This is a genomic window from Prevotella sp. P4-51, assembly GCF_002251455.1.
Taxonomy (GTDB): Bacteria; Bacteroidota; Bacteroidia; order Bacteroidales; family Bacteroidaceae; genus Prevotella.
Window position 1 is genome coordinate 1 of the sequence record NZ_NPJM01000057.1, and the last position, 26,069, is coordinate 26,069.

The 26,069-nt window shown below is 51.9% G+C and carries 18 protein-coding genes, 1 tRNA gene and 1 CRISPR repeat array; of the genes, 2 read left to right on the forward strand and 17 right to left on the reverse strand.

Going from position 1 to position 26,069, the window contains the following annotated elements; translation table 11 throughout:
• The 16 genes from CIK94_RS14660 to CIK94_RS09100 all read right to left on the reverse strand — a co-directional run.
• Positions 1-232, reverse strand: a 232-nt coding sequence (locus tag CIK94_RS14660) for a hypothetical protein (protein ID WP_144008364.1), incomplete at its 3' end; no start/stop codon positions are given.
• A gap of 295 nt (positions 233-527) precedes the next feature.
• Positions 528-3,215, reverse strand: coding sequence for a thiol protease/hemagglutinin PrtT (locus tag CIK94_RS09030; protein WP_254046182.1), 2,688 nt, complete (start codon positions 3,213-3,215; stop codon positions 528-530).
• Between the two features lie 58 nt (positions 3,216-3,273).
• Positions 3,274-3,402 (reverse strand): hypothetical protein, encoded by a 129-nt coding sequence (locus CIK94_RS14875; protein ID WP_256387338.1) that lies wholly within the window; start codon positions 3,400-3,402, stop codon positions 3,274-3,276.
• A 424-nt stretch (positions 3,403-3,826) separates the two neighbouring features.
• A tRNA-Leu gene (locus CIK94_RS09035) sits at positions 3,827-3,908 on the reverse strand.
• A gap of 55 nt (positions 3,909-3,963) precedes the next feature.
• Positions 3,964-4,986, reverse strand: a complete 1,023-nt coding sequence (locus CIK94_RS09040; RefSeq protein ID WP_094422733.1) for a S41 family peptidase — start codon at positions 4,984-4,986, stop codon at positions 3,964-3,966.
• Positions 4,983-5,798 carry a DUF3316 domain-containing protein gene (locus CIK94_RS09045; protein ID WP_094384795.1) on the reverse strand — a complete coding sequence of 272 codons (816 nt, stop codon included), beginning with the start codon at positions 5,796-5,798 and terminating at the stop codon, positions 4,983-4,985. Before CIK94_RS09045 ends, CIK94_RS09040 begins: the two co-directional genes overlap by 4 nt.
• Complete coding sequence (locus CIK94_RS09050; protein ID WP_094422735.1) at positions 5,785-8,478, reverse strand: DNA gyrase/topoisomerase IV subunit A; 2,694 nt, start codon at positions 8,476-8,478, stop codon at positions 5,785-5,787. Before CIK94_RS09050 ends, CIK94_RS09045 begins: the two co-directional genes overlap by 14 nt.
• Positions 8,479-8,678: 200 nt before the next feature.
• The gene (locus CIK94_RS09055) at positions 8,679-9,998 is read right to left on the reverse strand and encodes a nucleobase:cation symporter-2 family protein (RefSeq protein WP_094422737.1); all 1,320 of its coding nucleotides are present in this window, start codon (positions 9,996-9,998) and stop codon (positions 8,679-8,681) included.
• Between the two features lie 278 nt (positions 9,999-10,276).
• A CRISPR array of direct repeats spans positions 10,277-12,609; the repeat unit is 36 nt; unit sequence GTTGTATATCGTCCGTTTCCTACATCAAACCACAAC.
• Positions 12,610-12,700: 91 nt separating this feature from the next.
• Positions 12,701-13,063 carry a CRISPR-associated endonuclease Cas2 gene (gene cas2 / locus CIK94_RS09060; protein ID WP_094422739.1) on the reverse strand — a complete coding sequence of 121 codons (363 nt, stop codon included), beginning with the start codon at positions 13,061-13,063 and terminating at the stop codon, positions 12,701-12,703.
• Positions 13,060-13,944 carry a type II CRISPR-associated endonuclease Cas1 gene (gene cas1 / locus CIK94_RS09065; protein WP_094422741.1) on the reverse strand — a complete coding sequence of 295 codons (885 nt, stop codon included), beginning with the start codon at positions 13,942-13,944 and terminating at the stop codon, positions 13,060-13,062. The genes cas2 and cas1 overlap by 4 nt, the downstream gene beginning before the upstream one ends.
• Before the next feature lies 1 nt (position 13,945).
• Positions 13,946-17,590: a type II CRISPR RNA-guided endonuclease Cas9 gene (cas9, locus tag CIK94_RS09070; protein WP_173845694.1), complete on the reverse strand. Its 3,645-nt coding sequence runs from the start codon at positions 17,588-17,590 to the stop codon at positions 13,946-13,948.
• A gap of 196 nt (positions 17,591-17,786) precedes the next feature.
• Positions 17,787-18,356, reverse strand: coding sequence for a hypothetical protein (locus CIK94_RS09080; protein WP_144008061.1), 570 nt, complete (start codon positions 18,354-18,356; stop codon positions 17,787-17,789).
• Between the two features lie 22 nt (positions 18,357-18,378).
• Positions 18,379-18,561 carry a hypothetical protein gene (locus CIK94_RS09085; protein WP_094384803.1) on the reverse strand — a complete coding sequence of 61 codons (183 nt, stop codon included), beginning with the start codon at positions 18,559-18,561 and terminating at the stop codon, positions 18,379-18,381.
• 453 nt (positions 18,562-19,014) lie between these two features.
• The gene (locus tag CIK94_RS09090; protein ID WP_094422750.1) at positions 19,015-19,899 is read right to left on the reverse strand and encodes a carbohydrate kinase; all 885 of its coding nucleotides are present in this window, start codon (positions 19,897-19,899) and stop codon (positions 19,015-19,017) included.
• A gap of 171 nt (positions 19,900-20,070) precedes the next feature.
• Complete coding sequence (locus CIK94_RS09095; RefSeq protein WP_094422753.1) at positions 20,071-21,120, reverse strand: zinc-binding dehydrogenase; 1,050 nt, start codon at positions 21,118-21,120, stop codon at positions 20,071-20,073.
• Positions 21,121-21,219: 99 nt separating this feature from the next.
• Positions 21,220-22,629, reverse strand: a complete 1,410-nt coding sequence (locus CIK94_RS09100; protein ID WP_254046183.1) for an MFS transporter — start codon at positions 22,627-22,629, stop codon at positions 21,220-21,222.
• A gap of 267 nt (positions 22,630-22,896) precedes the next feature.
• On the opposite strand from CIK94_RS09100, the gene CIK94_RS09105 reads away from it, so the two are divergent.
• Positions 22,897-23,904, forward strand: a complete 1,008-nt coding sequence (locus CIK94_RS09105; RefSeq protein WP_094422757.1) for a LacI family DNA-binding transcriptional regulator — start codon at positions 22,897-22,899, stop codon at positions 23,902-23,904.
• A gap of 192 nt (positions 23,905-24,096) precedes the next feature.
• A complete protein-coding gene (locus CIK94_RS09110) occupies positions 24,097-24,471 on the forward strand; it encodes a RidA family protein (RefSeq protein WP_094384958.1) in 375 nt (124 codons plus the stop codon).
• 284 nt (positions 24,472-24,755) lie between these two features.
• On the opposite strand, the gene CIK94_RS09115 is transcribed toward CIK94_RS09110, so the two are convergent.
• Positions 24,756-25,973 carry a glycoside hydrolase family 27 protein gene (locus CIK94_RS09115; RefSeq protein ID WP_094422759.1) on the reverse strand — a complete coding sequence of 406 codons (1,218 nt, stop codon included), beginning with the start codon at positions 25,971-25,973 and terminating at the stop codon, positions 24,756-24,758.
• Between the last annotated feature and the right edge of the window lie 96 nt (positions 25,974-26,069).

Here is a 26,069-nt window from a genome sequence, read left to right on the forward strand (position 1 = left end):
TCTTGTTGTGTTTGAGATGGTTATGTGACACTCTTTCCCCTTGAGGAAGGCCGGGATGGGGCTTGTGGGTGGATGCCGTTGTCGGCAGGTGGGCATCGCTGTGGGGCGTCACTGCGCCTCTTGCTGTCAGCGCAACTCCCGTAACCCACGCCATGTCGCCCATGGCGATTTCGCGGAGCGTGATGGGCATTGCCGCTACCCTGTTGACCGCCATCCCGACTTGCGCAATCATCACGGCTGGCTCGTAACATATGATACGTGGGCTCGTGCCTACTGAACCGTGGGCTCGTGACTTATGATGCGAGGGCTCGTGACATAAGGTACGAGCTGGCCATGGTGGTAGAGGTGATGGCGATGATGCCCTCTGGCTGCCCCTGAGGCATGAGGGGCGAGGCGGAGCGGGTGGCGGTGCTTGGGTGGCTGGTGGCGGTGACGCAAAAAAGCCATCCCCGCTGTCTGTCGTTGGGCAGGGGGGATGGCTATGGTTGCGCCGTGGTGGCGGTGACGGTGGACTGCTGTCGCAGTGGCTATCGCAGAGGGGCGGCGGTGCGGTGCATGAACCGGTAGGTGGTGGTGCGCGCTCCAGCCTCTATCCGCAGGAGGTAGACGCCCTGGGCGAGACCCTGGAGGGAGAGTTCGGCGCGGCGGGCGTCGGTGGCTGGTGCCTGGCCGACCATTGTGCCACTCACGCTGTAGAGCCGTATGGCTCTGAGCCCCTCGGCGCTTACCGCAAGCTGACCGGCGCTGAGGCTCACTGTGGGCACCGTGGTCGGGGCGTCGTCAATGGCTGTGGCGGTGCCGCTATAGATGGAGAAGATGTTGCCCTCGCGCTTGAGGTAGTAAGCCGGCGCCTTGGGCGAGGTCAGCGCCACATCGTTGCCGTCGGTCTTGCCGGTGACATAGATGCGATAGGTGTGGCCGTCGGCAAAGGGCTGGTTGCTCTGACGCAACCAGTAGCTGAAGAGCGGCACATCAAACGATGAATGGACGCTGACATTATCCTCGATACCCGGTATCTGGATGGTCTCATGGGTCTGCGTGTCTTCGCCAAACATATATACGTAGCCCTCGTAGCTGCGTCCTTCGGTTGCGCGTAGCGACACTCCGAGTTTGAAGAGCGGCATCCTGGTGATGTCGATGCTTCCCGACTCGACCTTGGAGTTGGAGTCGTCGGCCAGGAATATCTCCGCCTTGGCCATAATCGGTCTGTCCTGTCCCTTGACCACATCGATATAGGCGGCATCGCGGTCGTGGATGTTGAGGATGGGGTAGTGGAGCGTCTCTGCCTCGTCGCCCGTCATCTCGAGCTGCACCTCGTAGCGCGCTGGGGCGAGTGAGGCGGGGATGGAGAGGGTGATGGGTATCTCGGTCTCGGTGAAGCCCTCGATTTCGGTCAGTGCGTCCACGCGCGTGTCGAGCACCACTGTCCTGTCGGCATCGAGCAGCCTCACCCTCAGATAACAGTCGCGCGGCACGCCATTGAGATTTTTCACGGGGAAGAACGCCACCACCTTCTCGCCCTGATAGGCTTCGTCAGAGAGACGGGGCTGGCCCATCAGCTGGAACCGCGCTTCCTCCGAACAGATTTCCGAGATGCGTGCGGAGCCGTTGCTCAGTTCCACCTCGATGATGGGCACCTTCTTTATGGGGAAGAAATCGTCCCACGAACCGTCGTCCTTGCGGGCGGTGCATACGGCGATGAGGCGGTAGTAGCCATCGGCGAGCTGGGCGAGACTCAGGTGGATGGGCTGGGGCTCGTTGATGAGATAGTCGGTGCCCATATATCCGTCGAGGCCGTCGCCGTAGATTCGCTGGGTGAGTCCGCCGGTGGCGTGGTCGTCAGAATAGGCCACGCGGACGAACTTGCCCTGGGCGTCGTAGACCGCCACGCCGATGTCGCCACGGAAGGGGTTGCCGCGGTTCACAAACGAGCTGACCTCTACGGTCTGCGTCTGCGACGGATTGAAGGTCTTGTCTGCGCCCTTGATGGAGAGCGAGCCGCCCTCGTTGAACATCAGTTGGGGCGAGGTCTCCAGCAGTCCGCGGTCGATGTCGGGATATTTGCCGTTGTTGGGGTGGGCGAGGATGGCGGTGAGGGCGCGGTTGAAGGCAAGAGGCTTGCCCTGAAATTCGCTTCCGGTCTCGGTCACGTTGAGGTTGGTGAGCGAGTAGTAGGCATCGCCCTGTCCTTCCCAACCGAAGTTCATGTGGAAGAGTCCGTTCTGGTCAAATCCGTCGGCCACCCAGGCGTGCCCCGATGCCGTCCCTGCGGGCCGTCCGTCCAGATAGACTGGGCACCCGTTGAGCAGTTCCTGCCGCAGTATCTCGGCAAAGCGGCTGGGGCCCTCTATGGCTTTGGTGACATAGGCAGCGGTGTAGTCGAAGTGCTTCTGCAGCGCCTTGTAGGCAAAGAGTCCCTGGGTGCCGCTCGCGTCGGGGGTGTACTGCATGAACGAGGCTATGCCCACGTCGCTCATCAGCAGCGCCACGGCGTCTTCCTGCTTCTGCGTGGCGGCGATGGGGTAGCGGTAGTCGGGCAGCATGTTGGCCCAGTCGTAGCGCGACTGGCTGAAGTCGGCGCTCACCGTCGTGTTGTAGTACTTGACGAGATACTCGTTGCTCCCCTTGCCCTGGGCGGGCCACTGGTAGTAGTACATCATCTGCGCCACCGCCGTAGCCACGCATACGCTGTATGGGTAACCGGTCTTGGCGTTGAAGGGGTGCGACTGTCCCCACTTGCTCTTCAGCAGCGGCTCTACGGTCTTGGTGTAGAGTGCGTTGCGGGTTCTGGGGCTGAGGGTCACCCGCCCCTCCTTGATTGCCTCGTAGGTCTGGCGGTAACCCTCTAAGAGCAGTTTGACGCAGGGGTTGGCTGTCAGCGTGTCGAGCGTGGTCTCCCTGCTGTAGGCCAGGATTTCTCCCATCTCGTCGTCGCCGGCAACGATGACAAATCCCAGTCCCCGCGCGTCGTTATATATATAATAAGGTGGGATGGGCGTCGCCGTGCGGCTCTGCGCCCTGGCCATGGCGGCACAGTCGTCCGACAGGGTAACCACTCTTCGGGCAATCCTGACAGCCTCCATCGGGCTGATGTCCTTGGCATGCGCCGCTGGGGCAATGGCCGCCAGCATGCTCACCACAACAGTCGCCACAGCCACAGCATGGCTGCGCCACACTGCAAGTCTAAGTATTCGTGCGATATCTTTCATTTCCATTGTTCTATATGTAGATTCAGACATAGGGCATTTGGTTTCAAAAGCATTGTGCATGGCTTCAAAAGCGGTTGCGCATGGCTTCGGAGACATCGCGCTTGGTCTCGTAATTATTGCGCTTGTCTTCAAAAGCGGTTGCAAAGATAATACTTTTTTGCTGATAAATAGCTGTTTTCGCCGTTTTTTCCATAATGCCACATAGATACATTTATTGGGTCATTTATTGGGCCATTTATTGGGTCATTGGGCTAACCGAGTATGGCATTGCTTTGAACAAGCTGGTTCAATCAAATCTGTATTGGTTCTGGTTACTCCCGTAGTTAGGGTCTCAAGCAACGCTTCTCATTCCAAGCATTCAATAATAGCGGAAATTCCGAATAGGGTTGTCTCCTCAGCCATTTTGCAGAATATATTATGCTTGTTGCCCACTTCAAGGTATCCCTCTTCTATCTCTACACATTCCTCCAGCCTGTCAGTAGTGGTGTCTTCAAATGTAGAGGCTGACAGCCTGCCCATCGGGTGACCATGAGTGATGACTGCGCAGGTAATGGGGGCTTGGGTATACAAACAAAAAAATCCTAACTGCTTGTTGATAAGCAATTAGGATTAGCGGGTGCGCCTGATAGGACTCGAACCTACACGACCTGAGCCACCAGATCCTAAGTCTGGCGCGTCTACCAATTCCGCCACAAGCGCAATAATGGTGCAAAGTTACGATAAAAAAATGAGAAACGTGACGATGCGTGAGTTTTTATTTGCTGTCATTCAATTTTTTACGGGCTTCCTCGATGATGGTGTCGATGCCGCGCTGGAGGTCGCTGTCGGTAATGCTCACCACATGGTCGGGGGCTATGCCGTCTTCGGTGCTCTGGCGGTTGCGGTCGTAGATGGGGCAGGCAGAGAACCTCACGCTCCATCCGCAGGGCAGCTCGCTGCTGAAGGGCATGCCGCCTCCGCCACCGGTGTGGTCGCCCACGGTGATGACGCGTGGACAGCAGCGCATGTACTTGACAAACTCGTTGGCGGCGCTGAAGACGGTGCGGTTGGTGAGCACTGCCACCGGCTTGTGCCAGCGTATGCCGCGGCTCGGGCGCAATCGCTGCTCCTTCATGGCAGAGAAGTCGTTGTGGCCGCGGCCCGTCTTGTGCTGCACATATCCCACGAGGATGTCTTCGTCGGTAAAGCGGGCAGCCAGCTGCTCGGCGGCGCTTATCATTCCACCGGGGTTGCTGCGTATGTCGATGATGAGGGCGCGGCAGGTGAGCAGGTAGGCCATGATGTCGTCGAGGTTGCCTTCGCCGAAACCGTTGGCAAAGGTGGAGCAGCGCATATAGCCTATGTTGTCGTCGAGGATGCGGTAGCTGATGCCCGACGCGATGCGGTAGTCGGTGCCGAGATAGCGTCGGGAGAGTGTGTCGGAGAAATTGGAGGGATAGTCTTCGCGCCAACTCCAGTTGCGGCCGATGTCGAAGGTGGAGTAGAGATTGACATGGCCGTCGCGCAGTTCGCTGAGCATGTTGCAGAGAACCTCAAACTGCTGGTTCTCGCTCATGTGGTTGTCTATCTGGCGCGAGTAGCGCTGGTAGACCTCGTTCCAGTCTACGCCCTTCTGGCTGAAGAAGCAGTAGTGCTCGTCCATGATGCGCCATAGGGCTTCAAAGTTGCCGCTCGGCGAGTTGGTGTATTCGTCTTCATCTACGCAGCTGGTCATGCTGATGGCGACAAGGCATGTCAGGCATAGACGGAACAAGAGAGAAAGGCGTGGAAGGGTCATGGCTGTTTAATCTTTTGGATACTGAACTTGCGCACCACACCGATGACAAACGCATGGGTGTAGATGTGTGACTTGAGGTGGTTGACGCTGGCCTGCTGGTAGTCGCCCAGATAGCCGGCGCGCAGGGTGGTGCCCCACAGGTTGTAATCGACGGTGAGCATCTGCCTCATCGACGGCGCGTTGCCTACCCAGGTGGGCACCACGTTGTGGTCGTAGTTGCCCTTGGAGAATATCTCGTAGTAGGACTGTCCGTAATTGGGCGAGAACATGACGCCGGCGACAGGCAGCCACACCTCGTATCTCACTGCCAGCGGATGGCGCCAGTGCAGGGTGTAGGTGGCGGCGGCTGTGGGCGTAAGGTTGAGATAGGCTCTGGCCTGTGCGGGATTGTTGGAGTTGCGGGTGTTGTAGATGAAACCTATGTTGGCGTCGATGTTTCCACCCACATCGAGTCGCAGGGTGCTTCCCTTGAAATGGAAATCGCATAGATGCCAGTGCCATCCGTACTGGAAATTGTAGCTGCCTGCCATCTCGCCACCGTAGCCGCTCTTGTTTTCAAGAAGAGAGAGGCTGCCCTGGTGGATGATTTCATGGAAGAGGCGCGTGGTGTCGGTCTTCTCGCGCAGGGTGTGTGAGATGTATCTCAGTTCGGTGCCCCTGTAATGGAGCGGGGAGAGATAGGTGTCGAGCACCTCGGCGCCTCCAATGCCCACCATGCGGGCATTGGTGACTATGCGCTCGCTCTGGGCCCAAGCGATGGAGCAGGGCACGACTGCCAGAAGCGCCAGGAGGATGATCTTAATTGTCGTCATTGGAGAAAAGGCTGAGTTGGCCGGTGATTTCGTCGATGACCTGCTGCTGGCTCTTGCCGGCATCGGGGTCCAGATTGGTGTCGTCGGTGCTGTCGTCGGCGTCACTGGCAGTGGGCTCGGGCTCAGGCTGGCGGGTAGGCTCAAGCTCTTCTACCGTCTTGACCTTGTAGATGGTGAGACGGCGGCCGTGGGCCTTGACCGAGCGGATGGTGGCGAAGTCGGCAGCCTCGACCTCCAGCGGCGGCTGCTTGACATCGACGCCCTCGAAGGTAACCCTCAGACGGGGATAGGGCGTGTCGGTGAGCAGCACCATCTTGCTCTTGGGGTTTTCGCCCATGATGTTGAGCGGCTTGCGCGAGTATTCCAGCGCAAATCGCTTGATGTAGAGCAGACGGTTGTTGTCGGCATCATAGAGCACGGCGGTCCATATCTTCTCGGGATTCCACTTCTCGATGACGACGATGCCCTCGCTATAGTGGTTGTTGGCGTCGAAGTCGGTGAAGTAGTAGCTGTAGTCGTTGAGGATGACCAGTATACGGTCGTCGTCGCTGAACTCTCCGAGGTAGTTGCCCCGCTCTTCATAGTTGATGCGTCGCACATAGGGGTCGTACCACACCTTGCGTCCGCCCAGAGTGGAGTGGCCGCGGCTCTTGAGCGAGATGCGGTGAACGGGCTTCTTGGTGAGGATATTGCCTCGTGCCGTACGGTTCTTGATAAGTATTTCGGAGAAATCCTTTTCGAGGAATATATTAGCCTTCTTCTTGGCTGTACAGTCGGGTTCGAGCGTTATCTTTATCACTTCGGCCTCGCCGTTGGGGTTGGCAGTGAAGTACATGATGCGCGAACCCTCGGTGCCTTGGGTCAGGTCGTACTCGCGGTCACGAGTACAGCCGTTGACGAAGAAACGCTTGATGAAGCACATGCCCTTGCGGCCGTCGCGATAGACCACGTTGAAGATGGTGCGCACATCGTTCTTCTTGAACACCTGCGCCCAGATTACGTTCTTGCCCACGAAGAACTTGTCGGCCACCTTGACGATCTTGTATTTGCCGTCGCGGTAGAAGATGATGATGTCGTCTATCTTGGAGCAGTTGCACACAAACTCGTCTTTCTTGAGTCCGGTGCCCATGAAGCCGTCGCTGCGGTTGATGTAGAGCTTCTCGGTGGCCTCGATTACCTCGGTGGCTTCGATGGTGTCAAAGTTGCGTATCTCAGTGTGGCGTGGATGGTCGGCGCCATATTTCTCGATGATATACTCATACCAGTTGATGGTCACGTCGGTCATGTGGGCCAGGTCGTGCTCTATCTCCTTGAGCTCTTTCTTGATACGCGCCAGCAGTTCGTCGGCCTTGTCCTTGCTGTATTTCAGAATGCGCTGCATCTTGATTTCGAGCAGACGCAGCAGGTCGTCGCGTGTGATGCTGCGCACCAGCTTCTTCTTGAATGGAGCAAACTTCTCGTCGAGGAACTCCACCACGGCGTCCTGGTTGGGAGCCTGCTCGAAGCGGGTCTCCTTGTACATGCGTTCCTCGATGAAGATGCGCTCGAGCGAGATGAAGAACAGCTGCTCGAGCAGCTCGTTGCGGCGTATCTCCAGCTCCATCCTCAGCAGGTCTTTGGTGTGCTCGACCGAGTGGGTCAGCACGTCGCTGATGGTGAGGAAGCAGGGTTTGTTGTCCTTGATTACGCAGCAGTTGGGCGAAATGTTGGTCTCGCAGTCGGTGAAGGCATAGAGCGCGTCGATGGTCTTGTCGGGGCTTGTGCCCGGCGCCAGATGTATCAGTATCTCCACCTCGGCGGCGGTATTGTCGTCGATGCGGCGTATCTTGATTTTACCTTTCTCTATAGCCTTGGTGATGCTGTCTATCAGAGTTGATGTGGTCTTGGTGAAGGGGATGTCGCGTATGGCGAGCGTCTTGCCGTCTACCTGCTCTATCTTGGCTCTTACCTTGACCATTCCGCCTCTCAGTCCGTCGTTATATTTGGATACGTCTATCGAACCGCCGGTGGGGAAGTCGGGGTAGAGGGCAAACTTCTCGCCGCGCAGATAGGCTATGGCAGCCTGGCATATCTCGGTAAAGTTGTGGGGCAGAATCTTGGACGCCAGACCCACGGCTATACCTTCGGCTCCCTGGGCCAGCAGTAGCGGATACTTCACGGGCAGCGTGATAGGCTCCTTGTTGCGGCCGTCGTACGACAGTTGCCAGTCGGTGGTCTTGGGGTTGAACACCGTGTCGAGGGCAAACTTGGTAAGACGGGCTTCGATGTATCGTCCGGCAGCAGCACGGTCGCCGGTCAGTATGTTGCCCCAGTTGCCCTGGGTGTCGATGAGCAGCTCCTTCTGGCCCAGTTGCACCAGCGCGTCGCTTATCGACGCGTCGCCGTGGGGGTGCAGCTTCATCGCCTCGCCCACCACGTTGGCCACCTTATTATATCTGCCGTCGTCCATGCGCTTCATGGTGTGCAGTATGCGTCGCTGCACAGGCTTCAGACCGTCCTCGATATGAGGTACGGCACGTTCCAGGATCACGTAGCTGGCGTAATCCAGAAACCAGTTCTTGTACATTCCCGAAAGGTGATGCACGGCAGAAGCGTCGAAACGGTCGGCGGGGCGATAGTCAGAGTGCTGGTCGTTGTCCAGTATATCGTCTGTTTCCTCTTTGGTCTTGTCGTCGTCCATAGTTATTATCGTTTATTGCAGAAAGTTTACAAAATTAGGAGTTTTTTTTGATTTATGCAACGAAAGAATGGCAAAATGCTTGATTTTTCATGATTATGATAGACACGCCGACCCCTGAAACCGAAGAGACGACAACCGGCAGGGCGCTGTGGGGCCCATCGTCGGCTGTCGTCTCTTCAGTAATGGAGTGTCTTGTATCGTTATTGCTTGTCAGCAGCGTCTTCCTTCTCCTTGGGCAGAATCAGATTGAGCACCACGGCCAGGAGGAATACCACAGCCACACAGTTGTCGGCAAATACCGTACGCACAATCTCAGGGAAGATGTTGAACATGTCTGTGGCCTGGGTGAAACCGAGTCCCACGCTCAGCGAGAGGCTCACGATAATCATGTTGCGCTGAGAGAATCCAGAGCGGGCCATCATGCCGAAACCGGCAAAGAGGATGCTGCCAAACATCATGATGGTGCAGCCTCCAAGTACGGCCTGGGGTATGGTGGTAAGCACATAGCCTATAGCCGGGAATATGCCGCCCACAATCATTACCACGGCACCCACGCCTATCGTGAAGCGGTTGACTACGCCCGACATGGCAGCCAGACCCACGTTCTGGCTGAACGAGGTGATGGGGGTACAGCCGAAGAGTCCTGATACACTGCTCACAAAACCGTCGCAGCAGATGGCAGACCCCATCTCCTTCTGCTTGGGGTCGCGTCCGAGCGCGCTGTTGCAGAGCGCCGATGTGTCGCCTATCGTCTCTGTCGCCGAGACCAGATAGACCGCCGTCACCGAGAGTATCGCGCCGATGTTGAACTCAGGCGTAAAGGGCAGCAGCTTGGGTAGCGCCACAATCGATATATCGCTGAGTCCACTGTAATCAATCATACCCATGAAGAGAGCGAGGATATAGCCCGCGATGAGGCCCATGAGTACCGACAGCGACCGCAGGAAGCCCTTGGCAAACACCTGGCAGAGCAGACAGGCCAACAGCGTAACGCTGCCCACAATCCAGTTGTCCATGCTGCCGAAGTCGGCTGCGCCCAGTCCGCCGGCAAAGGAGTTGGCTCCCACCGGCAGCAGCGAGAATCCGATGGCTGTCACCACAGTGGCTGCCACGACATGCGGAATCAGTTTTATCCAGTATTTGGCGAAAAGTCCCAGCAGTCCTTCCAGCACGCCGCCCACAATCACCGCTCCGATGAGGGTGCCCATGCCATAGGCTGCGCCAATGCTGATGGCCAGCGAGAGAAAGGTGAAGGAAATACCCATCACGATGGGCAGCCGCGAACCTATCCGCCATACGGGGTAGAGCTGCACCAGCGTACCTATACCCGCTATTACCATACAGTTTTGTACGAGCACCGCACTGACTGATTTGTCCAGCCCTATGGCGCTGGCAAGAATCATGATAGGCGCAATGTTGCTGACAAACATGGCCAGTACATGCTGAAGACCGAATGGGACTGCTTTGCCCAATGGCACTCTACCGTCAAGCTGATAGAGATTCTCTGTAGAATTTGTCATAACTATATCAGTATAAATAGAAATATCGCTTGATAACATTTCTTTCCGCTCCGTGTCTATCCCACAGCCATAACTGCTTGCGCTGTCAAGCCCCAGGTCTGCCACAGAGACGCTACAAAGTTACAAAAAAACATTGACCTCCAATCCCTCAATCCCCATTTTTTCTTCTGCCATGCACAAAGGGGCGGGATTGGGCGCGGATATATGCCTTATTATATATATAGGAGGCGTCACATCCGTTTTGCCATCCGCTGGTGGAGTCGCTTGGGGGAGAATGGCATCTCGTGTTGTCTGTTTCTACATCAAACCACAACTATGGTTCCGTTAGAGCCTGCCGTTACTAGTTGTATATCGTCCGTTTCCTGCATCAAACCACAACTATGCCGGAAAAGGTATTGGCAGTGGTAACGTTGTATATCGTCCGTTTCCTACATCAAACCACAACCCTGGTTAGGCGCAGACCGCTATGAGTGTGTTGTATATCGTCCGTTTCCTACATCAAACCACAACTGGCACGCCGTTCAATGATGTTGCCACCAAGTTGTATATCGTCCGTTTCCTACATCAAACCACAACCGTAAGGATGCTGTAAAGGAAGGAGATATTGTTGTATATCGTCCGTTTCCTACATCAAACCACAACGCTGACAGCATACAGGCAGCTAAGGACAACGTTGTATATCGTCCGTTTCCTACATCAAACCACAACCCCTCGGCGGTCTCTACGAGCTGCAAGCCCGTTGTATATCGTCCGTTTCCTACATCAAACCACAACATATTTTTTGATATAAATGAATATTTTTTAGTTGTATATCGTCCGTTTCCTACATCAAACCACAACAAGATGGTATTTGTACCTTTCCTTGAAACGTTGTATATCGTCCGTTTCCTACATCAAACCACAACAAGATGGTATTTGTACCTTTCCTTGAAACGTTGTATATCGTCCGTTTCCTACATCAAACCACAACCGCGTGAAGCGGAGACGCGCTAACGCGCTTGTTGTATATCGTCCGTTTCCTACATCAAACCACAACCTTCGGACGTATCTATAAAAAATGGCAATGTTGTATATCGTCCGTTTCCTACATCAAACCACAACCTGAAGATTTCAGTTTGTCTTCGTCGAAATGTTGTATATCGTCCGTTTCCTACATCAAACCACAACCATGATGTCGAACAACATCTTGTGGCATCCGTTGTATATCGTCCGTTTCCTACATCAAACCACAACGGCGGCGTGAAAGCATGATTTGGCGTTCATGTTGTATATCGTCCGTTTCCTACATCAAACCACAACAGGAAACGGGAACGGTTCTTTTCGCAACCGGTTGTATATCGTCCGTTTCCTACATCAAACCACAACGGTACATTACAAGGGTCGTTCATGTCCTTGTTGTATATCGTCCGTTTCCTACATCAAACCACAACCAAAAATAGCAAAAAATACTCAATTTGAAGTTGTATATCGTCCGTTTCCTACATCAAACCACAACGCTGCCACCGCTGCATGCAAGTAACACACCGTTGTATATCGTCCGTTTCCTACATCAAACCACAACTGTCAGTTGATGATGACTGGATCTACAGGGTTGTATATCGTCCGTTTCCTACATCAAACCACAACTTTTTTTCAGTTGCGCTTTCAAGTGCCTTTGTTGTATATCGTCCGTTTCCTACATCAAACCACAACATGTAGACGCGTCTACCGTTGAGCTTCCCGGTTGTATATCGTCCGTTTCCTACATCAAACCACAACTTTTTTCTTCTGATGTCTATCATCATATTGTTGTATATCGTCCGTTTCCTACATCAAACCACAACATGCTTGGTGATGGAGACGATGTAGAAATAGTTGTATATCGTCCGTTTCCTACATCAAACCACAACTGGCTTTGACCATCAGCAGTTTGCCGAAAAGTTGTATATCGTCCGTTTCCTACATCAAACCACAACCTTACTAAAGAGGTTACTGATTTCGTTGAGTTGTATATCGTCCGTTTCCTACATCAAACCACAACCCAACAGCGAGAGAGTACGGCTATAATCTGTTGTATATCGTCCGTTTCCTACATCAAACCACAACTATCATGATAAAGGGGTTCGATAAACAAACGTTGTATATCGTCCGTTTCCTACATCAAACCACAACTCTTCTCGCCACCTCCACTGTACTTGAATGTTGTATATCGTCCGTTTCCTACATCAAACCACAACCGATAGGCCGAACTACTGCCTCCGAAACGGTTGTATATCGTCCGTTTCCTACATCAAACCACAACCCTTTAGGTAAATAGTTGTTATAATGTAAAGTTGTATATCGTCCGTTTCCTACATCAAACCACAACCTACGCTGCTAAGTACACTACGAAAGACCTGTTGTATATCGTCCGTTTCCTACATCAAACCACAACCGTTCCGTTGTGGCATACGAAAAGAAGATTGTTGTATATCGTCCGTTTCCTACATCAAACCACAACATATCCTTACTCCTTTTCAATTAATCTCAAGTTGTATATCGTCCGTTTCCTACATCAAACCACAACTAACGCCTTAACGATGGCTTTATACGTTGCGTTGTATATCGTCCGTTTCCTACATCAAACCACAACCTATAATATCTAATAAGCTATATACTAATATATTACTTATACTTTTTATTATAAAAAATGGCCGTGTAGGCTTTGTTCTATCGCAAAAATACTAAAAAAACTCCAACTGAACAGGTTCGCTGATGATTTTTTTTGTGATTTTGCTTAGTTTAGTACTCTTGGGAACTCCCCAAAAGTTGTAGATTTCTCCATATTGTCGGTCTGTCACAGTCAGAATGCTTACCTTCCCTGATTCAGGCAGCATAGATTTTATTCTTTTGATATGCACTTCCATGCTCTCACGTGATGCGCAGTGCCTGATGTATACAGAGAATTGCATCATGGCGAAACCGTCCTTTTCTAAGTTCTTCCGAAATAGGGAGGCTGCCTTCATCTCCTTCTTCGTCGTGACCGGTAGGTCAAAGAAAACGAATATCCACATGATATGGTATGCATTTAGCCTGTATTCTGTCATGTCACCTCGGGCAATGTCAGTTTTTTCGCTTCTAATGAGTAATATTTCATGAGCGATGCAGACGTAAAAGTCAGAGCTACTTGTAGAGGCCTTGTCTTGCTTCCTATCTTTACATCACAATTGAGGACTCTCAGTATTAGTTCTTTAGTTGTCTTGTTTACCTCATGGTGACCGTCACGGTACAGTTGATAGACGATTTCATCGACATAGGGGCGATAGGGTTCCATGACATCGTCTGCCAGGGGAAAAGCATTGTATCTGCTTTTATGGAAGACGCCTAAATTGGGTAAGAGACCAGAGCCGAGTAGCGCACGTGCAGTAGCTGCCCTAAGGATGGAATAACCATAATTGAGCATTGCGTTGGGCACGGGGCCTTCTCTCTCCCTCTTGAAGTTTCCACCAAACAGTAGATTCCAATATACTTTTGCGGCAATTCCCTCACGGTTGTCAGTGTCGCCACTCCTTACAGCCATATATAATGGCTTGAGAGCAGCTCCATTCAATCTCAACTTGGTTAATAACAGCGACTGGTTTTTGATTTTTGCTTCTATAATCTGTTTCCATACCTGCTTCTTCATAGGGTCGCTTACTGCCAATTGGCTCTTGATGCTTTCTGCCTGGGTGGTGTTTGCGTCCAGAGGCTGCAGCATGGCTGTTGGCATCTGCTTGTTGTCGCATAAGATTACAGCAACATTATTCTTCACCAACTCGTTGAGCAATGGCAGGCTGATGCTTATCTGCTGGTTTTCCAATATCACGCATCCTATGTCTTCTATCGGACGCGTTACTACATCATCGCTATCTTTCCATGAGATTACCAATTGGCAATTCTTCAGAGAGAGCCTTACTGGAGTGGAGAAGAATAATGTTTGCTTTATCATATCACCTTAGACTTTTGATTTCACCAGCTTCATTGATTTCAAAATCACATCCTTGGACAAGAGCTTTTATTTGGGTATGCAGCATCAGTATCGAAGGACGTAAATCCTCCCCTTGTTTATAGGCTCCATTTTTTGCCTTAATTTCTTTGCTTGCTCGGGCTTCTTCATGGAATGTAAGCGTAATTTTCCCATAGGAATTATTTTTGCCAGGCAAGATAGACAATCCCGTCACCTTATACAATCTCCTACTAATCTCAGCTTTTGTTCCTTCCCAGATTTCAGAGGGATTGTTTTCATAGAGCAGCACCATGGTTCCTATCTTCAGCGTATAAGCCAATGGGTAGCCGCTTGTGCTCTTGACGGGTACTATATTGTCGTCGGCAGCCTCTTTGTCATTACTGGTCTTGAAGTATCGTGCGGCTTCCAGCATATTGACAAGTTCAAACTCGCTCTTTTCTTTCCCCTTTTGGTCTTTCCCCTTGTAGATAGCCATCATATAGTTTCTGTCATTTGCTACATGGAAGGTTCTCTTATACTCTTTGACCGACTGGTCGCGATGCTGTCGGATGTGCAAAGGTGATGTTACAGAGGGCATGTAGCATCTTACCTTCTTGATAGGTATCCGTTTCTCTTCATTCATCCATATCGGGCCGGCGATAGCCTCTTTTATTCCCTTCTCGGCTATGGCTTTTCTTATGATTTCCCTTACAGTTTCATCTACAATGCTCTTTATAAAGCTATCAACGTTGAGTTGTGCCACATTGAGCGATGCCAGCTCCACGCGTTTCACATACTTGATTTCTCCATCGTGTTCGATAGCTCCATAGTATGTATCATTATGCAGGCTGCCACGGGCAGCATCTCCTTTACTCATGACTTTCTTGCCATTGATGAGTATGCGCCTACGCCCTTGCTTGTGCATATTGTCGGGAGTATAATGATAGACCAGCAATTCATCCTGGATAGTTTTCATATCCGTGACAAATGTCGGCCAAGGCATGTCGAAATGAGCTTTTGACGTGCCAAACCATTCCGAGTTTTCCTCATCGTGATAGTAGGCTCCTAACTTGTTGTATTCATCCCTTCCTATGCAGGCGATGACGATGGCATCGATGCAGTGGTGTACATGGTTCACACGCTCTTTCTTGTCATAGATTTCCTGTATACCCCAGATTTTTCGGAAGTCGGATGTGGCTATGCCCTTGACGGTATAGACATGATGGAACAATGACTGCAGATACAGGCGTGCATATTTGGAAATGATGCTGATGTCTGCTCCTTGTCTGCGGCTGAAGCCTTCGGGAACTTCCTGCATGGTAAACCTCATATACTTGCCTTTCCAGTAGTCGCGTTTTATCTCGAATAGGCGGCGCTTGCGTATCATCCTGTCTCTCTGTTCTTTAGTACTGCAACCCTTGGTGGCGCGTTTGTTCTTGCGTATTTTGGTCTCCAGCTCTTCATATTCCCTTTTCCATCCAGATATTCGGGAGAGAATTTCTTCGTGATTGGGCAATTCTGAAGGCAACTTGGTCTTCTTGGTTTCGCGATTGAATCTGCAGTCACAGAGAGTCAGATTCATACGCGTGCTGTCTCCGCCCACACTGCGTGGTATGGTGTGCTCGATGTCATACTTGGGATTGGCACCGATGAAGCTGGCTACCGAGATGTTGTCTCCGGTATAGAGGCAAATGTGCTCTTGCTCTTCCCACAGCATATATTTCAGTATGTCTTTATCATTTGGCACGATTTCTAATCCCGTTTCCTCTTTGTACAGGTCGATGATGGCTTTGCGTGCCTTGTCCTTTTCATTTTGGTTCTCGCGTTGGTAGTCGTGCAGGGCAGCCCGCTTGTTGGCATCGTTCAGTTCGCGCGCAAACTCGATATGTATAGTGGTGTCGGCATCTATTTTCCCTTCCGCCAGAAGGCGGTTTATCAGTTTGCGCAGTCTGAACATCGAGCGCATAGCCATAGGGTTGCGTACGCTGTCCAGACGAGGAGAACCCAAGCGGTATTCGCCCAGTTCGTTGGGCATAACCCGTGCGTAGGTTTCGGTCATCGAGGGATGATACAGTTCCTTCAGCGCGTCATCCGTCGCACCATACTGCTGCTTCAGATAGTCTTTGATGCAGACCTCCAGCGTTCGTGAGTCTTTGCGGGCGTCATATCTATTTATCTCATTGATGACATTTTCTATTGCACCTTCTCTGGTTTCCGGCAATTCCCATATATACTGAGGCACGACCTTCCCCATATTCGCCAGGAATACGGCATGCGAATAGAGCAGACTTCTACGCAGGAAAGGAAGAATCTTGAGGATGGCTTTCAGACTGAGCGAGGCATAGGCAGACGGTATCTTGATGGTGCTGAACTTCTTTGCATCCTCTTCGTCGAGTTGCAGCCGCTTTTGGGCAAACTCTTTCAGCTTGTCGGTGTCTGAATAGAAAAACAGCGCATGCCATACGTCATTTATTATCTGACTTCCGCTCTTGCCTTCGCCCAATGTATATACCTCGCGGATGCCTTTTTCCCAGTCATCATCGAATATGTCTTTTAGGCTGGCAGTTACGGGGCAGCCGGAGACAGAGGTGTCCATATCGTAATTGAGCAAATATGGCATTTTGGCATCTTTGCTTTTCTTGATGCAGCCATACATCTTCTTGGGGGCAAGTTTCTTGGCGATATCCTCAAAGTCGAAATTCGCTTTTGACTTCCTGTAGAACAGGGGCATGATTTTTTCCCGTTCTTCCGCATTGAGTGGGCGCAGCGTTGCGTCTTCGGGCGTCTTTATCTTGATATTGTTGATAAACGCCAGCATCCTGAATTCTTCATATTTAGGATGAGACGCCGGACATTTAGCCTTGTTCTTTTCAAAGACGCATTTGCCTACCTGCTTCTTTTGGGATTTCAGCGGCCGCTGGTAGAATATGGCTTTTTCTATCTGCTGCGCGAGGTCTTCAGGGAGCCTCTGCTTCTCACAGATAGCCTTAAACTCGGCATGGTAATGCTCTATACGGGCAGTATAATGATTGCGTATCTTCTCCTTATTATTATATAATGTATAGAAGTAGTCGCCGAGATATTCGCAGCCGGCTTTCTCCATCTCTTTGGTAAGGTCGCTGATACCTTCTTTTACCTTTCCGCTTTCATCCGAGTCCTGTTCTTTGCGGTTGCTCAGAAAACCTCTGCGTTGGATGATGTGGTAGAAGGCGCGACCAAGTTCGTAGCGGTCTGTCAGCTTGTCCATATCCAGCACTTCATGCAGACATCTGTGTCTGCAGGCATAGGGATTCTTTCCAGCTGCGTCATCGGTGCTTTGCCATTGCATGAAGAGTTCGGTTTTGGGATATATCTTTTTGAGGCGCCAGTCTCTCAGCTCTTCATGTGAGAGTGGAGGGCAGAGATGATTGTCACTCAGAATGTGCAGCAGGTTTATTTTGCGGAGCTTGATGCGGTAATAGCGTACGCGGGTACTCTTGTGCAGCGTGCGTTCTGAGGCTTTTGATGATTCTATACCTTTGTCAATCTTTACACCTTCCTGGAAGATGTTTACACCGCGGTCTATCAGATGATAGCCCTTCTCGTCCTTATCTACGATGGCCCAGCCGAGGCTGTTGGTGCCGGTGTCTATGCCAAGAATTCGTGCCATAATGAGTTATGATGATGTTTTCTTAGTTATTTTCGGTAAAAATACAGAAAATTGTTTGTTTGAACAAATTATTTGTTATATATTTGCAGCAGAGAATAAGATTCCTACATCTTATCACAATAAGGCAGTAATGCCGAAGGGTAAAACCTATACTCCCGCTTCGGTGGGAGTTTTTTTGTTTTTAGCCCCCTTGACTTTATAAATCCTCCATAATGTTTTGTCTCAGCTTGTCCTGGTTGGCTTTGTCGTAGTAGCTGAGTTGCACGAAGCAGTCGAATTTCTGATGGGTTATTTCGAGGGTTATATCTCCGTTCTTGCAGGCAAAGGTGCAATGGTATTTGCAGCGGTCAAACTGAACTTCGTACATGCGGCTGTTGTCGTCATCTGCATACTTGTTTTGAAATTCCTCCACACATACTTTGGGCTCGCCGTATTTCTCGGTGAGCATGTCCTTATAGCTGGAGTAGCAGCTTTCGAGATCGGCCCACTTGTCCATCTTAGGAAACTCTACGCAGACACGGCATATCATGCCACTTTTGTCGGCCACGGCATAGATATGGCAATTCTTGTAACCGGCAAACTCGCCTTTCAGCACCGACACTCCGTCTTCGGTGCCTAAGGGCACATATCCTTTGGCCTTGAGTTTGAGGGTAAACGACAGCAGGGTTCCTTCCATAGGGATGCCCTTAAACTTCATGTGTTCGGTCTGGGCTGAGCAGAGGCATACTGTCAATGTCAACAGCAATGTACATAATAGATGTTTCATAGTTGTATGTGTTAGTTGATTGTTATCGGGTTCTCGGTATACCCTTTTCGGCGATAGACTTGATACGAATTTCCCGGCCTATGGTTTCAGAGATGTCGTATTGCCCCCATCCTTCTTCCCGTGGATTTTTCTTTATCATCTCGTCATACCACCAGTCGTAGTGCTCGCGACTGATGATGCCCAGGTCGTGGGCTTGATGTACCATCGCAAAGCCACAGGGCAGCCACGGATGTGCTGCAAAGTTACAAAAAAACATTGACCCCCAATCCCCATCTCCCCACTTTTTTCTTTAGCTGAAGTGTGCGATGGGAGAAGGAATGGGTGGAATAGGTGCGGCTGTATATCTTTTATTATATTTAGCAATTCTGTTTTTCTGTTTCTGAGATTGAATTATAAAAAGAAGGACGAGAGCAATGTAAATAATGCCCCCGTCCGATTAGTCTTCACAACGGAATAATCTTTATTGGATGTACAAAAGTACTAATATCCTAACTAATCACAACCTTTGACGAACAGGAAATGCAGAAGCCCGGTTGTCGTTGGCATAACAAGTGCTCATAACGCTTCCTGCTCTGCGTGTGTCCGAGTCCAGCGGTCCGCATGCTGATTCTGCCCCAATGTCACGGCCGCTTTCAGCCGCTATGGGGCAGAAGAGGTGTCATCTGGTATATTCTTCGGGCAATACAGGCATGGCACCATGCTGTGTGCAGACGTATGCCGATACCTTCACCGCCAGTTCGTGGGCTTCCCTTACGCTCTTGCCCTTCAGGATGCTTGCCACAAATGCGCCTGTGAACGAATCGCCGGCGCCCACGGTGTCAGCCACTTCCACTCTGGGTGTCTCGATAAATGATATCTCGCCTGGTGTAAATACGTAGCTGCCGTTTACGCCACAGGTCAGGATGAGCAGCTTCAAGTTGTATTTGCCCAGGAGAAGCCAGCATTTGTTCTCCAGGTCTATGCCTGGATAGCCGAAGAGGCGGCTTATGGTGATCAGTTCCTCGTCGTTGATCTTGAGGATATTGCATCGCTTGATGCTCTCGGTGATAATCTCCTTGTTATAGAATCCTTGACGCAGATTGATGTCAAAGATTTTGAGAGTTTCTTTCTCTTCAGGCATATTGTCGAGAAATCGGTAGATGGTATTGCGTGACACCTCGTTGCGCTGGGCCAGCGAGCCATAGCAGACGGCGGTGCAGTTCTTGGCCAATCTGTCCAGGGCGGGGGTATAGGGTATATTGTCCCAGGCTGCTCCTTCCTTGATGTCATAGCAGGGGATTCCATTGGTGTCGAGCGTCACCTGTACGGTGCCGGTAGGGTAGTCTATCTTTTCTATCTCATAGTTGAGATGGTGGTCGTCGAGTTCCTTTTCCAGTTCCTTGCCCAACTCGTCATCACCCATTGCGCTGACAGCCCAACTGTCGAGCCCAAACTGAGAGACATGATAGGCGAAGTTGGCTGGAGCGCCACCGAGTTTCTTTCCACTCGGCAGCATGTCAAAGAGAGCTTCGCCGATACCTATTACTGATTGTTTCTTTTCCATTGTCGTTTTTAGTTTTAGATTGCTGGATATATTGTCTGTCTTCCGTTGCGTGGGCTTCTTTCTGGCGGTGCCCATTGCTACGGTCCAATCTTTTGGACAGTCTGTACACATCAGTACATCCTTTCTCTGTATCTGCCAATGGTGTGCAGACTGTCTCTTCTTGCCTGTCTGCTATTTCTTCTCTTGTGGTTTCTGGTCTAAGTCGATGATAACCTTCATACTCGTCTCGCGATGGCTGTCGATGAATCTGTATGCGTCATCATATTCCTCAAAGGCGAAACGGTTGCTTATGAGAGGCTTGAGGTTGACGATGCCTTTGCTCACATAGTCGATGGCGGTGAGATAATCCTCGTGGCGGTACATCATCGATCCGATCAAGCGCAGTTCGTGTTCGCCCAGGTGAAACATGCTAAGGGCTGGGTCTTTGGCAAAGACAGCCACGACCACGATGTCGCTACCCTTCTCGATGGTCTCCATCAGCGAGCGTATAGAAACCTCTACGCCAGCCACTTCAAAGCCTACCTGATAGCCTTCTTCGCCGAAGAGTTCTTGGGCAGCTGCCTTGAGGGGCTTCTTGGTGATGTTGAGCGTATGCTCGATGCCACACTCGCGGGCTTTGTCCAGACGCAGGTCGCTCACGTCGGTGATCAGTACGTTCTTGGCGCCACGGGCGATACAGAACTGGGCGATGAGGTTGCCGATGGTTCCAGCACCGCTCACCACTACATTCTTGCCTTTTACCTCGGTGCGGTTGCTGGCATGGGCGCCTACGGCGGCAGGTTCTATCATGGCTCCATAGTCGAGGCTCATCCCTTCGGGCAACTTGGCTACGCGGTCATCGTCTACGACGAAGAGGTCCTGGGCTGCGCCGTCAGCCTGGAATGCCTGTACACGCAGATGTTCGCAGACATTATACTGTCCGCGTTTACAGGGGTTGCACTTGCCGCAGACCAGCTGGGGGCGGGCGGTGATGTGGTCACCAGGGCTGCATACGGTTACCTCGCTGCCTACAGCCACTACCACTCCCGAGTACTCATGTCCCTGTACCACTGGATAGAATGTGGCGGGGTGGAGACCGTGGTAAGAGTGTATCTCACTGCCGCAGATGCCGATGCGCTTGATGTTGACGAGCACCTGATGGGCTGTCAGGTCAGCTGCCTCGGGTTCTGCTATTTCCTTAAACTCGATTCGCTTGGGTTCTACTAATATTGCTTGTCTCATAGTTGTATTGTTTTTTTATGGTTGTTATCGTTAATGTTAGTGTGTTGGGCAATTTCCGTTTGTCTTGTCCCACCCATCGGCCTGATGACCGATGGAGTTTTATTTCTTTTTGTTTTCCAGTTCTGTCATGATCTGGTTGTATTGTTTTTTGTTGAGTCTGTATAGACAGAGACACCCTGCGGTGATGATCCATAACACTCCTGGTATGGTGCTGAAGGCGTGGTGCATGATGCTCAGCACTTCCGGGTTCTGCACAGCGTTGCTTACATATCCTGCACTGCCCAGGGCAATGGCGAGAAGCGATGTGCCGAGCGCCATGCCTATCTTGTTGCCCAGAGAGATGAAGGCATACTGGAATCCATCGTTTCTGATGCCCGTTTTCCACTCACCATATTCCACGCAGTCTGGGATGATGGCATAGATGGCAGTGTTGAATCCAGAGAAGAAGAACCATGACAATGCTGAGAACAGGTAGAACATGATGGCGCTACCGTTGGGACTGAAGAAGTACAGAGCGATCATCGTGACACCAGTGAGGAAGGCGAAGATGGCTGCAGCCAGACCCTTGTTGCCGGTCTTTCTGAATACCATGGGGAAGCAGGCGGCACCGATGATACTTGGCACGATGATGGCCATCGAATAGAAGGAAAAGAGCGTGGCCGAACCTTCTACATAAGTGAAATAGTAGAGCATGTCGGCGTTGCGTCCATAGTGGATGAAACCGAAGAGCAGCTGGCCTAAGAGAGCGAGCATATAGGGCTTGTTCTTCATCATGGCACAGAGCTGTACCTTCAGCGGGAGCTTCTGACCCACAGGTATCTCCACCACCTCTCTGGTTTTGCGGAAACAGAACAGATGGCAGGCGGCGAAGATGATGCCATAGAGCACAGCCACGGCGAGATAGCCATATTTGGTGTCGCCGGCGCCAAACCAGCTGATGAGTGGCACGGTTACGATGTTGATTACGCCGATGGCCATCATCGCGCTTACCGAGCGGCTGGTGTTGAGTTTGGCTCTCTCGTCGATATCCTGTGTCATGGCTCCGCAGAGAGTGCCATAAGGCAGGTTGACGCAGGTATAGCCCAGTACCAGGATGCAGTAGGTCACTGCCATGTAGATGATCTTGGCGGTCTGGCTCCATTCGGGGTGTGCCCAGAAGGTGAGTATCAGCACCAGTGCCGTGATAGGGGCTCCGAAGAGCAGCCATGGGCGGAATCGTCCCCAGCGAGTATGGGTCTTGTCGGTGAGTGCGCCGATGATTGGGTCGTTGATAGCATCCCAGAATCGGGATATAAGCATCAGGGTGGCTACAGCGCTCATGCTGATTCCAAACACGTCTGTGTAGAATATCATGAGGAAGTTGCCTACAAACATCCAACTGAAGTTGCAGCCCACGTCGCCCATGCCATAGGCGAGCTTGCTGATGAAGGGAACTTTACCCTCTGCATTGTTTTTCTGCGAGTCGTCCATCTGTGAACAGTTCGCTTGACACTTACTGTCTTGTTCCATCTTTTTTAGGTTTGGGTAGTGTATTGTTTTTAATTCTTAGGCGTTGGGAAGTAGTACTCTCCGAGAGAGCCTGCTCTTCCCTTATCACGCTGTAAAGGTAGCGTGAATTCGCAGGCAATTCAAGAAAAAAAGCATCTTTTTTCCCACAACCGTTCTCGCAACCGTTCCCATTTTCTGCAACCGTTCCCAAAAAGATCCGCATTTTGTTGTTGCTCTCATGGAGAATAAGTATCTTTACAAGCGCATAGACAAAAGACCCAAAGAGATATGGCAAAATACGTCACCATTATGGATATTGCAAGGGTATTGGGCATCTCCAAGTCCACCGTCTCCCGTGCCCTCTCGGGAGATACCGGCAATGTGAAGGCCGAAACCCTGCAGAAGATTTTGGCAACCGCTGAGCAGATGGGGTATCATCGTAACGAACTGGCAGTACATCTCAGGCAGCAGAGTACCCATAACATCGGCATCATCATCCCCGAAATCATCACCACGTTTTATATGACCTTTATCAACGAGGCACAGGCCATCCTGCGCAGACAGGGCTACAAGGTGATGATAGCCATCTCCAATGAGAATCCCGAGCAGGAACGTGAGAATATCCTGATGATGGAGCAGCTGCGCGTCGATGGCATCCTGATGAGTGCCTGTGACAAGGAGCGCAACGTAGATCTATATAATAAGGTGATAGAGCGAGGCATCCCCATCGTGTTTTTTGACAGAACCGTGGAGAGGGTCAGGGCTTCCCAGGTACGCATGGACGATTATATCATGGCGTTTTTCATGGTTGAGGCTTTGCTGCGCAAGGGTTACAAGCACATCATCCATATTCCCGGTCCGTCTTATATCCGCAACAGTTATGAACGGTTGAGAGGTTATCGTGAGGCGCTTGAGAAGTTTCATGTCGAGTACCAGTCGCATGATGTCCTGCTGCCGGCATTGTCGGCCGAAGAGGGCAGTTGGGTGATGGAGCAGTATCTGGCCAAGGGGGTGCCTTTTGACGCCGTCTTCGGATTTACGGAGACCGCTGTCCTGGGAGCCAAGAGCGTCATCCAGAAGCACGGCTTGCGCATCCCTGACGATGTGGCGCTCTGCTGCATGTCGGGTACTACCCTGGCCACCCTGGTACATCCCCAGCTGACGGCTGTCGAACAGCCCATCGCCAAGATGGCGCAGGAGGGGTGCCGACTGCTGTTGGAGCATCTTGCCGATGCAGACAAGCCGATAGAGGAGATAGCTCTGAGAGGCGAAACCGTAATAAGAGAGTCTACATAGAGGCAGCGGGTGTGTCATCCATAGGATATGGCACACCCGCTGCTTGTCTTGTCTGCTTCCTTTACGGCTCCAGAGTCTCTGCTTCCGCTTCTGCCATGCAGCTGTAGAAATACAGGGAAATATAGTTGGTTGTCGTGGAAAAATAGTATTTTTGTAACCCGAAGGACAATATATACACTAACAGACAATATGATGAAAGTAATCCATTCTGAACTCGCCCCCAAAGCGGTGGGGCCTTACAGCCAGGCCATTGTGGCCGGTGGCTTCGTTTTTGCGTCGGGCCAGCTGCCCATCGATCCTGCCACAGGTGAATTTGCCGAGGGCGGCATCAAGGAGCAGACCCGCCAGTCGCTCACCAATGTTACCCATGTGCTTGCCGAGGCAGGCATCGACCTGAGCCATGTGGTCAAGACCACGGTGTTCCTCTCTGATATGGCCAACTTTGCTGCCATGAACGAGGTCTATGCCACCTTCTTCAGCGAGCCTTACCCAGCCCGCTCGGCGGTGGCTGTCAAGACGCTGCCCAAGAATGCGCTCGTAGAGGTAGAGGTTGTGGCTGCTCTCTGATTTCCCTTCCTCCGCGCCCCGATGGCGTGCGAGTCTAATTGACAAGCCGTGTGGCTTTCCCGAGGTCATTGTGACTGGTATCGGGTGACCACACGGCTTGTTTTCGGGATGTCCGCAGACGATAGCTGCGCCCATCCTCCTATGCGACGGTCACCGAAGGCAAAGGGGAGGTTATCGTGGTTGCTGTCAGTATGCTATAAGATGACAGGAGCATCATGGCTGCAGCGTTTTTAGCTTGCCGCCAGATGCTCCTGTTATTCGTTTTTCGTCGGTTAGGTGTCTTCTTACTTCACCACAAACACCTTGGTCTCATGCGCAGCCACGCTTCCTTTCCAGCTCTTGGCTTTCCGGGCTATGTCTCGGTGCTGCCATACATCGCGCACGGTGTACTTGCCGTTGAGCCCGAGGCTTGCAAAGTTGAGGCTTATGCGTTGGGCTTCGTCCGAGGGGTTGAGGATGGCCACAGCGTGCGAACCGTCGGCGAGCGGTTTGATGTAGACCTGCTGCGCAGGCAGGTTCACAATGCGTTCGGCAGCCTTGCCCAGAGCGTCTTGGTTGATGGCGATAATCTCCTTGTTGAGCAGAATGCGGCGGTCATCGTCGGTCACCTTGCGCAGGTCGTTGGTCATGGCAAGCACCGACGACAGCATACACCACATGCTCATCTGCGTCTGATATTCGGTCGTGGTGCAGCCTACGCCACCGAGGTCGCTCGACGGCCCGCCCGTTCCGTACAGGCCGACCACCAGCATATCCATGTCGGGCCATTGTCCCTGACGGGCGTGTTTTGCCAGAGGCGCCGTTATGTCGATGATGTCCAGAATACCCATGCCGCCTTGCTTCACGATGTCCTTCCACATATCGCGCACATCGCCCGAGGTACGCCAGAGCTGTCCTCCCACCTCTTCGCACCACTCTTCGCATTGGCGCTGACCCCACTCGCAGATGCCGAGCACGATGTCGCGCCCCGAGTTCTGCAGAGCGTTAGCCATAGTGCGGTAGCGCTGTCGGGCGGTGGCACTGTCGGCAGGAGCGTTGCAGTAGTCGTACTTCAGATAGTCGATGCCCCATGAGGCGAAGGTGCGTGCGTCCTGCTCCTCAAAACCCAGACTCGCCGTCCATCCGCCGCAGGTGAGCTGTGCCGCATCCGAGTAGATGCCGAGCTTCAGTCCTTTGGAGTGTACATAGTCGGCGAGCGCCTTTATGCCCGACGGAAACTTCTCCGGGTCGGGTATGATGTTGTTCTCACGGTCGCGTCCGCCTTGCCAGAGGTCGTCGATGAAGATATATTCGTAGCCGGCGTCGCGGAAACCGCCTTCAACCATGGCGTCAGCGGTTTCGCGTATGAGCTGTTCGTTGATGTTGCCTTGGAAGAGGTTCCATGTCATCCATCCCATTGGTGGTTTCGGAGCAAGTTGTCGACGTGGGGTGGGGGTGTTCTCTGCCAAAGCGAAGAGCGACGCGAGGCAGAGCGCTGCCGATAGGATAAGCGATTTGTTCATAATGATTTGTCAATTGGTTGTTTGTTATTGTCCATAGGCTGTGCCGTGGCGATATAAAGCACGGGGCTTCCGTCTGCTTTATATGCCTTGCGCATA

Coding starts and splice junctions, on each gene's coding strand:
- CIK94_RS09045 (WP_094384795.1), bottom strand. CDS start 5,798: ATGACGACAATTAAGATCATCCTCCTGGCGCTTCTGGCAGTCGTGCCC.
- CIK94_RS09040 (WP_094422733.1), bottom strand. CDS start 4,986: ATGACCCTTCCACGCCTTTCTCTCTTGTTCCGTCTATGCCTGACATGC.
- CIK94_RS09115 (WP_094422759.1), bottom strand. CDS start 25,973: ATGAACAAATCGCTTATCCTATCGGCAGCGCTCTGCCTCGCGTCGCTC.
- cas2 (WP_094422739.1), bottom strand. CDS start 13,063: ATGACAGAATACAGGCTAAATGCATACCATATCATGTGGATATTCGTT.
- CIK94_RS09105 (WP_094422757.1), top strand. CDS start 22,897: ATGGCAAAATACGTCACCATTATGGATATTGCAAGGGTATTGGGCATC.
- cas9 (WP_173845694.1), bottom strand. CDS start 17,590: ATGGCACGAATTCTTGGCATAGACACCGGCACCAACAGCCTCGGCTGG.
- CIK94_RS09085 (WP_094384803.1), bottom strand. CDS start 18,561: ATGGTACATCAAGCCCACGACCTGGGCATCATCAGTCGCGAGCACTAC.
- CIK94_RS09050 (WP_094422735.1), bottom strand. CDS start 8,478: ATGGACGACGACAAGACCAAAGAGGAAACAGACGATATACTGGACAAC.
- CIK94_RS09030 (WP_254046182.1), bottom strand. CDS start 3,215: ATGGAAATGAAAGATATCGCACGAATACTTAGACTTGCAGTGTGGCGC.
- CIK94_RS09080 (WP_144008061.1), bottom strand. CDS start 18,356: ATGAAACATCTATTATGTACATTGCTGTTGACATTGACAGTATGCCTC.
- CIK94_RS09100 (WP_254046183.1), bottom strand. CDS start 22,629: ATGGAACAAGACAGTAAGTGTCAAGCGAACTGTTCACAGATGGACGAC.
- cas1 (WP_094422741.1), bottom strand. CDS start 13,944: ATGATAAAGCAAACATTATTCTTCTCCACTCCAGTAAGGCTCTCTCTG.
- CIK94_RS09055 (WP_094422737.1), bottom strand. CDS start 9,998: ATGACAAATTCTACAGAGAATCTCTATCAGCTTGACGGTAGAGTGCCA.
- CIK94_RS09110 (WP_094384958.1), top strand. CDS start 24,097: ATGAAAGTAATCCATTCTGAACTCGCCCCCAAAGCGGTGGGGCCTTAC.
- CIK94_RS09090 (WP_094422750.1), bottom strand. CDS start 19,899: ATGGAAAAGAAACAATCAGTAATAGGTATCGGCGAAGCTCTCTTTGAC.
- CIK94_RS14875 (WP_256387338.1), bottom strand. CDS start 3,402: ATGGAAAAAACGGCGAAAACAGCTATTTATCAGCAAAAAAGTATTATC.
- CIK94_RS09095 (WP_094422753.1), bottom strand. CDS start 21,120: ATGAGACAAGCAATATTAGTAGAACCCAAGCGAATCGAGTTTAAGGAA.